Source organism: Streptomyces sp. SID9727, assembly GCF_010550605.1.
Taxonomy (GTDB): Bacteria; Actinomycetota; Actinomycetes; order Streptomycetales; family Streptomycetaceae; genus Streptomyces.
Genome location: NZ_JAAGNI010000155.1, coordinates 1 through 12,339, shown reverse-complemented (window position 1 = coordinate 12,339; position 12,339 = coordinate 1). Strand labels below are relative to the sequence as shown.

14 protein-coding genes are annotated in these 12,339 nt (G+C 73.0%); 4 read left to right on the top strand and 10 right to left on the bottom strand.

Translation table 11 applies throughout. The features are described 5' to 3' along the window. Positions 1-116: 116 nt before the first annotated feature. The 3 genes from G3I41_RS10270 (at position 117) to G3I41_RS10260 (ending at position 3,855) form a co-directional block, all read left to right on the top strand. A complete protein-coding gene (locus G3I41_RS10270; protein ID WP_164399908.1) occupies positions 117-896 on the top strand; it encodes a class I SAM-dependent methyltransferase in 780 nt (259 codons plus the stop codon). A 303-nt stretch (positions 897-1,199) separates the two neighbouring features. Continuing rightward, entirely contained in the window at positions 1,200-2,252 is a 1,053-nt protein-coding gene (locus G3I41_RS10265) for a C40 family peptidase (RefSeq protein WP_164399907.1), read from the top strand. A gap of 289 nt (positions 2,253-2,541) precedes the next feature. After that, positions 2,542-3,855, top strand: a complete 1,314-nt coding sequence (locus G3I41_RS10260; protein WP_164399906.1) for a response regulator — start codon at positions 2,542-2,544, stop codon at positions 3,853-3,855. Here G3I41_RS10260 and G3I41_RS10255 read toward each other — a convergent pair. The 6 genes from G3I41_RS10255 to G3I41_RS10230 form a co-directional block, all read right to left on the bottom strand. Next, the gene (locus tag G3I41_RS10255) at positions 3,837-4,172 is read right to left on the bottom strand and encodes a DUF2516 family protein (protein ID WP_164399905.1); all 336 of its coding nucleotides are present in this window, start codon (positions 4,170-4,172) and stop codon (positions 3,837-3,839) included. The two genes, G3I41_RS10260 and G3I41_RS10255, sit on opposite strands and share 19 nt — an antisense overlap. Before the next feature lie 115 nt (positions 4,173-4,287). Beyond that, on the bottom strand, positions 4,288-4,959 hold the full coding sequence (locus G3I41_RS10250) for a hypothetical protein (RefSeq protein WP_164399904.1): 672 nt from the start codon (positions 4,957-4,959) through the stop codon (positions 4,288-4,290). 51 nt (positions 4,960-5,010) lie between these two features. Next, on the bottom strand, positions 5,011-5,418 hold the full coding sequence (locus G3I41_RS10245; protein WP_164399903.1) for a helix-turn-helix domain-containing protein: 408 nt from the start codon (positions 5,416-5,418) through the stop codon (positions 5,011-5,013). 161 nt (positions 5,419-5,579) lie between these two features. Next, positions 5,580-6,833, bottom strand: coding sequence for a GNAT family N-acetyltransferase (locus G3I41_RS10240; protein ID WP_164399902.1), 1,254 nt, complete (start codon positions 6,831-6,833; stop codon positions 5,580-5,582). A gap of 105 nt (positions 6,834-6,938) precedes the next feature. Continuing rightward, on the bottom strand, positions 6,939-7,925 hold the full coding sequence (locus G3I41_RS10235) for an asparaginase (protein ID WP_164399901.1): 987 nt from the start codon (positions 7,923-7,925) through the stop codon (positions 6,939-6,941). A 50-nt stretch (positions 7,926-7,975) separates the two neighbouring features. Next, complete coding sequence (locus G3I41_RS10230) at positions 7,976-8,602, bottom strand: ABC transporter substrate-binding protein (protein ID WP_203600668.1); 627 nt, start codon at positions 8,600-8,602, stop codon at positions 7,976-7,978. Between the two features lie 118 nt (positions 8,603-8,720). Between G3I41_RS10230 and dtd the strand changes: the two genes are divergently transcribed. After that, entirely contained in the window at positions 8,721-9,170 is a 450-nt protein-coding gene (gene dtd, locus G3I41_RS10225; protein WP_164399900.1) for a D-aminoacyl-tRNA deacylase, read from the top strand. Positions 9,171-9,189: 19 nt separating this feature from the next. Here the strand turns inward: dtd and G3I41_RS10220 are convergent, their stop codons facing one another. From G3I41_RS10220 to G3I41_RS10205, 4 genes are all read right to left on the bottom strand, one after another. Further along, entirely contained in the window at positions 9,190-10,155 is a 966-nt protein-coding gene (locus G3I41_RS10220) for a folate-binding protein YgfZ (RefSeq protein WP_164399899.1), read from the bottom strand. 45 nt (positions 10,156-10,200) lie between these two features. Then, positions 10,201-10,671: a transcriptional repressor gene (locus tag G3I41_RS10215; protein WP_164399898.1), complete on the bottom strand. Its 471-nt coding sequence runs from the start codon at positions 10,669-10,671 to the stop codon at positions 10,201-10,203. Between the two features lie 48 nt (positions 10,672-10,719). Then, positions 10,720-11,292, bottom strand: coding sequence for an FABP family protein (locus G3I41_RS10210; protein WP_164399897.1), 573 nt, complete (start codon positions 11,290-11,292; stop codon positions 10,720-10,722). Positions 11,293-11,560: 268 nt separating this feature from the next. Further along, a partial coding sequence (locus G3I41_RS10205; RefSeq protein ID WP_164399896.1) for a hypothetical protein occupies positions 11,561-12,339 on the bottom strand: 779 nt, incomplete at its 5' end.

The following is a 12,339-nucleotide window of genomic DNA, read 5'->3' as shown; positions in this document are numbered from 1 at the left end:
CAGCGGAATCCCTCCCTTCATTTCCGCTTTGCCAAATCATTACGCGCGAACGGGGCGGGCGCCGGACGGTCTCCCGCCCTGCGCCCGCGTCCGCCCGGATCGTTACGCTCTGTGTCATGCGCCCGATCGGCACCGCGACCCGCGGGACCACCAACCCGAACCGGCTGCGCCGCATGGACCGCTGGATCGCCGCCACGCACGGCCCCGCCCTGCGCCGCGCCGAGTCCCCCGTCGCCGTCGACCTCGGTTACGGGGCCGCGCCCTGGACCGCCGTCGAGCTGCTGGAACGCCTGCGCACCGTCGAACCGCGCACCGCGGTGGTCGGTATCGAGATCTCCCCGGAGCGGGTCGCCGCCGCGCAGCCGTACGCGCGCGAGGGCCTCACCTTCCGGCACGGAGGCTTCGAGATCCCGCTGCCGGAGCGGCCCGCGCTGATCCGGGCGGCGAACGTGCTGCGCCAGTACGACGAGGGCGAGGTGGCCGCCGTCTGGCAGCGGCTGTGCGAGCGGCTGGCGCCGGGCGGGCTGCTGGTGGAGGGCACCTGCGACGAGATCGGGCGCCGGCACGTGTGGGTGGCGCTGGGGCCGGAGGGGCCGCGCACGGTGACCTTCGCGACCCGGCTCGGCTCGCTGGACCGGCCGTCCGATCTCGCCGAACGGCTGCCGAAGGCGCTGATCCACCGCAATGTCCCGGGCGAGCGGGTGCACGCCTTCCTCCTCGACTTCGACCGGGCGTGGGCGGCCGCGGCGCCCTACGCCTCGCTGGGGGCCCGGCAGCGCTGGATCACGGCGGTGCGGGCGCTCTCGGGCGACTGGCCGCTGACGGACGGGGTGCGCCGGTGGCGCCAGGGCGAGGTCACGGTGGCGTGGGGGGCGCTGGAGCCCCGGGGGTGGTGAGGGGGCGCGCCCGGGCAGTTCGGAGGCGCGTTCCCGTGGCCCCGGAATTCACCCCCGCCGAGGGAACGGCCGGCGGGCATCGTTCGTCGGAGTGAGTGGGACATCGGGGGCGCGGGGTCGGCGGGGAGCGACGGAATGGCGAAGTGCCGCCCGAGGGCCGGAGTGTGTCTGCCTCTGTTGCTTTTCAGTACGGCATGGCACGATCTGGTCGACGCCACATGTTACTGACGGTTAATCAGATCAGTGCCCCAGCAGGCTGCTGGGACCGGTCGAACAGTTGGGAACTGCTCGGAGGGGGAGCTCGTGTACCGACGCCACTGTGCCGCCGCCGCGATGACCCTGGTCTGCGCGCTGGCGGTCCTCGCCTCGCCGGTCCAGGCATTCGCCGCACCGACACCGCCGGGGTCCGCCGATGGCGGCGGGAAGAGCCTGGAACAGGTGCGCGCGGAGATCGACGAGCTGTACCTGGAGGCGGGCGCCGCCACGGACGCGTACAACCTCGCCGAGGAGAAGGCCAAGAAGCAGTCGGGCGAGCTGGTCGAGCTGGCGCAGTCGATAGTCGAGGGGCAGGCGAAGATCACCGCCCTGAAGAACCGGGCCGGCGCGCAGGCCCGCGAGGAGTACCGCAACGCCGGACTCCCGCCGGGCGCACGCCTCATGCTCAGCGGCGATCCGCAGCTCTTCCTGGACGGCATCAGCCGCACGCACCAGGGCCAGCAGGCCACCAAGGGGCTCCTGGAGGAACTGACCAGGACCCAGCAGGACTTGGAGACGTACACCAAGGACGCCAGCACCAACTGGACCAAGCTGGAAGCCAGCCGGGTCAAGCAGGCCAAGGCCAAGAAGAAGATCAACGCGCAGATAGCGGCGGCGAAGAAGCTGGAGTCGCGGCTGGAGAAGGAGGAGCGGGCCCGGCTCCTCGAACTCGAACGGGAGGCGGCGCGAGAGGCGCAGAGCGCCTGGCTCGACTCCGGCGCGCTGAAGGAGGTCAACCGGGACGCGAGCCCGCTCGGCAAGAAGGCGGTGGCCTTCGCGACCGCGCAGATCGGCAAGCCGTACGTGTGGGGCGCGGAGGGCCCCACGTCGTACGACTGCTCCGGGCTGACGTCCCAGGCGTGGGCGGCGGCGGGCCGCCCGATCCCGCGCACCTCGCAGGAGCAGTGGCGGCTGCTGCCGCACATCGCGATCAAGGACATGCGCCCCGGCGACCTGATCATCTACCACGCCGACGCCACCCACGTCGGCATGTACGTGGGCAACGGCCAGATCGTCCACGCTCCCCGGCCCGGCCGCGACGTCACCCTCGCGGGCGCGGGCTCCATGCAGATACGCGGCGTGGTCCGCCCCGACGCGTAGCCCTCGGGCGGACGGCGGGCCGGCCCCTCGGCGGGTGCGCGTCCGCGTGAGGCGGGCCACTGCGCGGGTCCCGGACGGCGTGACCTTCGTCATGCCGTCACCGGCCGCCCCGGTGCGGCCGACCGTGCCTGATCCGTGGTGGGACGCGGCTTATGGCGGCGCATATGCCGGGCCCGGTGGGCGGGTCGGCATTCCGTTCCCGTGGTCCGTACCGCTATGGTCCCCGTCTGGCGGATCGTCGATCGTCGTTCCGCCGCGCCCTCGGGGGGAGGGAAGGAAACCCGAATCGATGCCCGTACCCGTACCGCAGCCGTGTTCCGCACCCGCCGCGGAGAACAGCTCCGGCGCCGGCCTCACCCTCCTCGTGATCGAGGACGACCCGGCGGGCACCTTCACCGCCCCGGAGCTCTCCGCCGCGGCCGGTGCCCGGGTCCGTATCCGTGCCGCCCGGAACCTCACCGAGGCGGGCCGGCTCCTCACCGACGACGTGGACTGCATCCTGCTGGACCTGGCCCTGCCGGCCGGTGCCGAGGCCCGGGGCGACGGGGAGGGCGAGGAGGACGGGCTCGCCACGCTCAAGCACGTCCTGCGGATCGCGCCCCGGCACGCCGTGCTCGCCCTCACCGCGGAGGACGACGCCGAGCTGGCCGCAGAGGCGGTCCGGGTGGGCGCGCAGGACTACCTCTTCCGGGGCGAGCTGGACAGCAGGCTGCTGAGCCGGGCCATCCGCTACGCCGTCGAACGCAAACGGGCCGACGTCGCACAGCACCAGCTCACCGAGTCCCGGCTGCGCGCCCAGGAGAACGCCCGGCTGGAACGCGGGCTGCTCCCCACCCCGCTCCTCGACGGCTCCGACCTGCGCTTCGCGGCGCGCTACCGCCCGGGCCGCAGCCGCGCGCTGCTCGGCGGGGACTTCTACGACACGGTCCGCACGCCGGACGGCACGGTGCACGCGATGATCGGCGACGTCTGCGGCCACGGCCCGGACGAGGCGGCGCTCGGCGTGGAACTGCGCATAGCGTGGCGCGCGTTGACGCTGGCGGGGCTGTGCGGCGACGAGCTGCTGTCCACGCTCCAGGAGGTCCTGGAGCACGAGCGGCAGAGCGAGGAGATCTTCGCGACGCTCTGCACGGTGGACATCGCCCCGGACGGCCGCCGCGCGGGCCTGTGCCTGGCCGGGCACCCCGCACCACTGATCGCCCGGCACGGACGGGCGGCGCAGCTGCTCCCGTACGAGGACGGCGGGCCGGCCCTGGGCCTGCTGCCGCGGGCGCGGTGGCCGCGCCGCCAGGTGGAGCTGGGCGGCTCGTGGAGCCTGATGATGTACACGGACGGGCTGATCGAGGGCCGCGTCGGCGACGGCACGCGGCGCCTCGGCCAGGACGGCATGGTGGCGATGGTCAACCGGCAGCTCGCCGAGGGGCTGACCGGTGAGGAGCTGCTGGAAGCGGCGGTCGCCCAGGTGCGGGAGCTGAACGGCGGCGAGCTGACGGACGACGTCGCGGTCCTGCTGCTCGACCGCGACGAGGACGCCGCCCGGAGCGTGCACATCCCGCGCCCGCGCCCGGCCTCACCGGCGCGGGCTCAGCGTCCGCCGTTGTAGGGGCCGTACGGGCCGTCGCTGCTGGAGCCGCCGCGGCGGCGGCCGCCGCCGCTGACGGCCTTGAGGGCGGGCCGGACGTCCACGAAGAACACGATGGTGGCGATCAGGCCGGCGATCTGGAGGAAGATGAAGATCGGCCAGAGGTTCACCGCCACCACGAGGCCCAGGATGATCAGCCAGAAGGACTTCTTCTGCTTGTCCGCGGCGCGGTAGGCGTCCTCGCGGGCCATCACAGCCATGACCAGCGCGACCACGGCGAGAACGAGCATGGCCACGGAGAGCAGCCCGAGGAGCGAGTTGAAACCGTCGAGCAACATGATGTGCACCGCCTAGTCGGGTGAAAGCGCCTCGCGGCCAAGGTACCGGGACAACGAACGGGCCACCCGGAATGTGCCCGCCCGATGCCCCGGCACACCTGCCGGGGCATCGGTGCTACTTGCCGGAGGGCGGGGTGGCCTTCTTCGCCGCGGGCTTCCGTGCCGGCGCCTTCTTGGCGGCGGCGGGCTTGGCAGCGGCCGGCTTGGCGGCGGCGGGCTTCGCGGCGGCGGCCGGCCCGGCCGTGGTGGCGGGCTTCGCGGTGGCCGGCTTCGCGGCGGGAGCGGCCTTCGTGGTGGGGGCCGGCTTCGGCGCGGCGGCCGGCTCGGACTCCTTGCGCGGCTCCACGACGACGGCGATCTCCACGATCTCGTCGGCGGTCTCGCCCCGCCACGTCCGCACGGTGCGCTCGCCGCGCTCGGCGACCTTCTCGTACGTCTCACGGGCCCGCACGGCGTACTCGGCGGCCACGCCCACCCCGCGCAGCGCCAGGTCCTGGGCGTTCTCGCCGATCTTCTTCAGGTCGGTGTCGAAGGCGCCGATCACCTCGGTCACCTTGGCCTGCAGGGCGGCCTGCGCCTCCCGGGCCTGCTCGGTGACCCTCTCCTGCACGGCCTTGGGGTCGGTGTTCCGTACGGCCTCGATCCGCTCCGGGGCCTCGGCCCGCAGCTGTTCGAGCAGCGCGGGCACCTTGCGGGCCTGGCGGACGGCGAGGTCGGCGGTGCCGGCGGCGAAGTAGAGGGGGGTCGGGTCGGTGAGGGTCTTGCGCAGGTCATCGGTGATGGCCATGACTGTGGTCCTCCCGGATCATCAGACGGGGGTGTGAGGGTGGTGGAGCTCTCAAGCTGTATCGGCAGCACTGCCGTCGGCATTGAAGGGAGCGTCTGCCCCGGGCTCGTCGTCCAGACCGTTCTCCTTGCGGAAGGAGGCGTAGATCTGGAGCAGCACGCTCTTCTGGCGCTCGTTGATCGACGGATCGGCGAGGATCACCGCCCGGGTCTCCAGTTCGTCCTGCTGCCGCTCGTCCAGAATCCCGGCCCGTACGTACAGGGTCTCGGCGGAGATGCGCAGCGCCTTCGCGACCTGCTGCAACACCTCGGCGCTCGGCTTGCGCAGCCCGCGCTCGATCTGGCTGAGGTAGGGGTTGGAGACCCCGGCGGCGTCGGCGAGCTGCCGCAGGGAGAGCTGCGCGCTGCGGCGCTGCTCCCGCAGGTACTCGCCGAGATTGCCGACGTTGAGTGAGGCCATGCCTCGATGCTGCCTCCGTTTGCTAACTTTTGCAAGCAGCCGCTTGCAAAAGTGTTCCCTCCCACACGTCTGCCGCGAAGCCGTTCAGCACCGGCGGCAGGAGACCCGCACATGCGAAGGCCCGGGGCGCCGGCTGCCCGGCACCGCTGCCCGCCCCCCCCTCAGAACACGTCCGGGCACCACGCCCGCCGCGCCGCCCGGAACACCCCGTCCGCCCTCGCCGCCGCGCCCGGGGTCAGCTCCTCCACCCGGCCCAGCGCTTGGAGCCGCAGGACCGATTCGTCACCGAGCCAGAGCGTCCCCAGTTCCCGTACGTCCATCGCCAGGTCCGCCGAGCGCGTCGTCGGCGCGCAGGTGGCACCGTCCGGCGCGGCGTCCAGGTGGACGCGGCCGGCCGCGTAACCCGCCGCGTCCCGGATCTCCAGGACCAGCGACCCGGGCACCGCGTACGTACGGGCCTCCAGGGCGCGTACGACGTCCAGGACGCGCACCCACAGGAAGTCCGCCTGCGTCACCACACGCGCCGCGCGCGGGTCCGGCAGCAGCAGCGGGAGCAGGTCGTCGGCCGGGCGGAGACCGGTGCGGATGGTGGAGATCCAGTCCACCGAGCACAGGAAGTGCCACAGCGCCCGCTCCGCCGCCGGGGTCACCGCGATCATGTCGCGCACCTTCGCGCCGTTCAGCGGCTGCTTCGCGTCGCCCCACGTGTTGTCGGCGCGGTAGATCAGCATGCCGTCGACCGCGCCGTCCGCGCCCCGGTACACGGCGTAGAAGGGTTCGGTCCACTCATCGACGGGGAAGAGCTGCTGCCCCGTGACCAGGCTCCACCAGCGGGCGTCACGGCTCACCGCGCCGTGCTGCCGGGCCCGCAGCCGGTCGTGCAGCGCGGGACCCAGCTTCCGGGCCTCCGCGCCGTCCACCAGATCGATCCGGCCGCCGTCCCCGGGCGCCGGCACCCGGCGGTGCGGGTCGAGGCCCGTGCGGTGGACGTCGACCTCCCACACGGTGGTCCAGGCCGCCGGGCCGAAGCCGTACCTGCCGTAGATCGGGTACTCGGCGGCGATCAGCGTCGCCGCCACGTCACCGCGCTCCTGCGCCTCCGCCAGGTCGTCCGCCATCAGCCGCGTCAGGAGGCCGCGCCGCCGGTGGGTCGCCGAGACGGTGACGTTGGTGACCGCGTCGGTCGGCACGGTGGCGCCGCCGACGACCGTCAGCTCCTGTGCGAACGAGCGGAACGTCGCCACGCACCGCCCCGCGTCGAACGCCCCGCGCGTACGCGAGAGGTCCATGTACGCCAGGCGCCCCGACACCTCCTCGTCCGTCGGCGTGGGCGGCCTCAGGAAGCCGGTGTTCAGGGCGCGCAGCCAGTCGGGGAACTCGGAAGGGGTGACGGGGCGGATATCGAGGGCGTTCATGCGCCCCACGCTAGGCAGCGGGCTACGGGATGTCGCCCGGTTTTGACGCCCGTCCGTACGGGAAGAGCCGGGGCCCCGTCCGTCCGTACGGGAAGGGCCGGGGCCTCAGAACGCCGCCCGGATCTCCCCCACCTCGGCCCCGCCGCCCAGCAGCGGAGCCCGCCCGATCCGCCCGACCACCGGCGCGTCGATCCCCAGCAGCCCCAGCGCGCGGGCCAGGACCGGGCCCAGCGCCCGGGTCGAACCGTCATCGATCTTGAAGGCCAGCGCCCTGCCGTCCGCCAGGGCCACCGCCTGCACGGCCTCCGCGCCCATCTTCGACAGCGTGCCGGGCACCTCGCGCATCAGCCAGGTGTCGGGGCGACGGGTGCCCGCCACGTACTCCGGGTGCGCCCGCATCGCGTCCGCCACCCGGCGCTCCGCCGTTCCCGGCTCCGCCAGGACGAAACCGCGGAACGCGCGCGCCAGGCCCACCAGCGAGACCGCCATCAGCGGCGCCCCGCAGCCGTCCGTACCGACGGCGGCGACCTCCTCGCCCGCCGCCTCCTCCACGACCTGGTGCACCAGCCGCTGGAGGGGGTGCGCGGGGTCCAGGTAGCCGGCCATGTCCCAGCCGTTGAGCGCGCAGGCGGCGAGCATCGCCGCGTGCTTGCCGGAGCAGTTCATCGTGAGGCGCTCGCGGACGTGGCCGGCGGCCAGGTACGTCTCGGCCTCGACCGCGTCCAGCGGCAGGTCGGGCGGGGTCTGCAGGTCCTCGGGCGACAGTCCGTGCTCGCTGAGCATCTTGCGTACGAGATCGAGGTGGAAGCCCTCGCCGGAATGGCTCGCGGCGGCCAGCGCCAGCCGTTCCTCCGACAGGTCGAGCCCGGCCCGCAGCACCGCCGCCGCCTGCATCGGCTTGTTCGAGGAGCGCGGGAAGACCGGCGCCCCCGGGTCCCCCAGGGACAGCTCCACGCTGCCGTCGGCGGCCAGCACGACCAGCGAACCCCGGTGGTGGCCCTCGGTGAAGCCGGACCGCACGACCTCCGCCAGCACGGGCAGGCGGGGGGCCGGGTCGGATATGGCGGGGGTGCGGGCTGCGCTGGAGGTCATGGTGGCCTTCCGGGGACGGACGGGACCCGCCCGTCCCCGGAGGGGTCGCCTCAGGCGAGCAGGTCGTCTACTTGTGCTTCCCCGTCACGGTACCTGCGGGCGATCTCCGCGCCGCAACCGTCCGCCGTGCGCTGGAGCCGCTGCCGGCGGCGGGAGACCTGCTGCTCGTAGCGGACCAGGCGCCCCATCGCGGTGTGCAGTTCTTCGTCCGTCCGGGCGTCCAGGTCCGACAGCTCGACCTCGGCCAGCGTCTCGGCCGCGAGCTTGCGGTACTCGTCGCTGCGCGGCGTGGACAGCGTGACGTGCCGGGCGGACGAGCGCTGCGGTGACGGGGCGTCGGCGAGGATCTCCGACAGCCGGTCCACCACCGGCGACTCGGGGTCCCGGCGCCTGGCCAGCTCGGCCTTCAGGATGTCGATCCGGCCCTGGACGAGCCGCCGCACATAGCTGAGGTCGGCCTCGTCGCGCTGGGCGTCGCGGCGCAGGGCGCGCAGCTCCGGCAGGCGCAGGGCGGCCAGTTCGGCCCGGGTCCCGGCGTCTCCGGTGTCGTCGCCCTGCCCGGTCCGCTGTACGGGCGGGCGCATGGTGCTGATGTGCGTACCGCTGCCCGTGCCGCTGACACCGGGGCGCGCGACCGGCACTGCGCCCGGGGACTGCCCGGTTCCATGGGTGCTCATGCTTGTGTCCATCCCCTCGACCCGGTGCGTCGGCGCACCGCCTCCCGAGCATCGTGCCACCCCGAGGGGCCTTCCGAGGTTGTTCTGTACCCGTTCGGCCCAAGATAGGTTGGTCTGTATGCGTGCAGTGGTACAGAGGGTGGATGGTGCGAGCGTCACGGTGGCGGACGCCGCGGACGGCGACGGCGGTTCCCGCGTCGTCGGAGAGATAACCGGCGAGGGCCTGTGTGTGCTGGTGGGGGTGACCCACGAGGACACCCCGGAGAAGGCGGCGCAGCTCGCCCGCAAGCTCTGGTCGGTCCGCATCCTGGAGGGCGAGAAGTCCTGCTCCGACGTGAATGCGCCGCTTCTGGTGATTTCGCAGTTCACTCTCTACGGGGACGCCCGGAAGGGCCGCCGCCCCACCTGGAACGCCGCCGCGCCCGGCGAGGTCGCCGAGCCCCTGGTGGACGAGGTGGTGGCGCGGCTGCGGGAGCTCGGGGCGACGGTGGAGACGGGCCGGTTCGGGGCGGACATGCGCGTCTCGCTCACCAACCACGGCCCGTTCACCGTCATCATCGAGGTCTGAGCCCCGCTTCCCGGCCCGTTTACGGCTCTACGACGGTCTCCTGGGCCGCCGCCGTGTCCCCGGCCAGCAGCGGCGCGTCGACCGCCACGTTCCGCTTCACCAGGGCCAGGGCGATCGGGCCCAGCTCGTGGTGGCGGGCGGACGTGGTGACGAAGCCCAGCTGGCGCCCCTCCGGCCCGTCCGACGCGAGCCGGACCGGGGTGCCGGGGCCCGGCAGGTGGACCTCGCTGCCGTCCAGGTGCAGGAAGACCAGGCGGCGCGGCGGCTTGCCCAGGTTGTGCACCCGGGCGACGGTCTCCTGGCCCCGGTAGCAGCCCTTCTGGAGGTGCACGGCGACGCCGATCAGGCCCAGCTCGTGCGGGATGGTGCGGTGGTCGGTCTCGAAGCCGAGCCTCGGCCGGTGCGCCTCCACGCGCAGCGCCTCGTAGGCCAGCACCCCGGCGACCGGGCCGTGCTCCGCCGCGTAGGTCTCCAGGTCGGCGCGCGGCAGGAACAGGTCGCGGCCGTGCGGCGTCTCGCGTACGACGGCCCCGTCCGGGACCTCGGCGATCGAGCCGGCCGGGAGGTACACCACCGCGAAGTCCTCGGTGCGGTCGGCGACCTCGACCCGGTAGAAGAACTTCATCGACTCCAGGTAGGCGATGAGGTCGGCCTGCGTACCCGGTTCGACGTGCATCCACACCGTCTCGCCGTCGTCCACGAGATACAGGGCGTGTTCGATGTGGCCGTTCGCGCTGAGGATGAGCGCCTCGGTGGCCCGGCCCGGGGCCAGCTCGGTGACGTGCTGCGTGATCAGGAGGTGCAGCCAGGCCAGCCGGTCGCCGCCGGTGACGGCGACGACGCCGCGGTGCGAGAGGTCGACCAGGCCCGAACCGTCGGCGAGGGCGCGCTGCTCGCGGAACAGGTCGCCGTAGTGCGCGGCGACGCCTTCGTCGCGGCCCTCGGCGGGGACGGCGCCGGGCAGGGACAGCAGGGGGCTCTTCATGCGACCAGCGTACGACTGGTTTTCGGGCCCCGGCCGCCCGGTGCCTCAGGCCCCGGCCGCCGGTGCCGGACCCCCGGCGCCCGGACCGTCCTTCGCCGCCTTCGCCGCGCAGTCGGCGCAGCGGCCGAAGATCGCGAAGTGCTTCATGTCCGTCTCGAACCCGAAGGCGCCGCGCAGCTGCTCGGTGAACTCCGCGACGACGCTCACATCCGCCTCGATCACGTCCGCGCAGTCCCGGCACACCAGGTGGATGTGGTGGTGGCGGTCGGCCAGGTGGTACGTGGGAGCGCCGTGCCCCAGATGGGCGTGGCTGACGAGCTCCAGCTCCTCCAGGAGCTCCAGCGTCCGGTAGACCGTCGAGATGTTCACGCCCGAGGCGGTCCGGCGCACCTCGGAGAGGATGTCGTCGGGCGTCGCGTGTTCGAGCGCGCCGACGGCCTCGAGAACCAGTTGGCGCTGCGGGGTCAGCCGGTAACCGCGCTTCCGGAGGTCGGTCTTCCAGTCGGTGCTCACCACAGCCCCCAGTGTAGGTCCGGGCGGACGGCCACTCGGCGGAGCCGGCGGCTACTTGAAGAAGGCGATCCCGTCGTCCGGCAGGTCACCGAGGCTCTTGGCCATCGCCTCGACCTCCTCGGGCGTGACGGTCTTCTTCAGGTGCGCCGACATGTACGGGCGCAGCTCGACCTCGGGCGTCGCCTTCTCGCCGACCCACATCAGGTCGCTGTTCACATAGCCGTAGAGCCGCTTGCCGCCGCTGTACGGGCCGGAGGCCGCGGTACGGGCCACCGCGTCGGTGACCAGGTCGATCTGCGGCTTCTTGTCGGCCAGCTCGCCGTACCAGATCTCGATGACGCCCTGGTCGCGGGCCATGACGACCTCGACCTTGCGGTCCTTGTCGATGCGCCAGTAGCCGGACTCGGTCTCCAGCGGGCGGACCTTGTTGCCGTCGGCGTCGAGGGCCCAGGAGTGCGAGGTGTACTCCAGGAAGTCACGGCCGTCGTGGCGGAAGGTGACCTCCTGCCCGAAGTTGCACTTCTCGGCGCCCGGGAAGTCGGAGACTCCCGCGCCCACCCAGTTGCCCAGGAGGAAGGCCAGCGGGACGAGGTCCGGGTGGAGGTCGGACGGGATCTCGATCATGAGCGGCTCAGTCGATCTGTGAGACGGGAGGCGGGAGGGCCGGGAACGGGGAGGGGGTCAGCGCTGACCCTGGTACAGCTTCTTCACGGTCACAGCGGCGAAGGCGAGAACGCCGACGCAGACCAGGACCAGCAGGGCGGAGAAGAATGCCTCAAGCACGGTGGCTCCTCGAACGAGCGGGTGTGGCGGCAGTACAGGGCAGTACAGGACCGGGCCCCAGCCTAATGGGTGGGGCCCGGCCCTGCCGTTCCGGGGCGTCCGGGGCGGGTCAGCCCAGGAGCTGGTTCTGGAGGATCAGCGTCTGGTGGAACGGCACGCGAGGCGTCCCGGCGCCGCCCTTGCGGGACTGGACGACCAGGGCGAGGGTGTCCCCCGCGATGACGTAGCCCGCCCGCACCTGCGTGGAGCCGTAGGGCTTCGGCTCGCTGAAGACGTACGAGGCCGTGGAGTCCACCTTCTGGCCGCCGCGCCAGCTCTCGTCGAGCTCCATCTCGCTCGCGCCGCGCATCTCGTCCCCGGCCGACGCCCCGATGAAGCGGTCGTCGCGGTACGCGTCGGCGTCGTCCGCCGAGCTGAACTGGAGCAGGTAGATCCGGTTGGACGTGCCGTCGGGCATGGTCCAGCCGCGCGCCGCGATGTGCCGCAGGGTGCCCTCGCGCAGGGTGTCGCCGATGCCGGTCCGCCCGCCCTCGGCGAACTCGGAGGTGAACTGCCCGGTGCCGACCCAGCCGCCCTTGAGCTTCTTGTCCACCGTGGCCCCGGCCGGGGCGGGCAGCAGCAGATCGCGCAGGTCCGCGTAGTGGATCTCGGACGGGTTGCCGTCGCTGTAGGGGCGCGGCTTGTCCGCCGGAAGCGCGGGAAGGGCGAGTGCCGGGTAGTCCCAGCGCCCGTCGTCCTCGGTGGCGAGACCGGGTACGTCGGTGCGCTCCATGGAGGTGATGCCGTACGCCGTACCCGCGCCGGCGGCGCCGAACACCAGCACGGCGGCGGTCCACCGCGCCACGGCCCGCAGCACCCGGCGCGGAGGGCGGGGCCCCTGCGGCACGG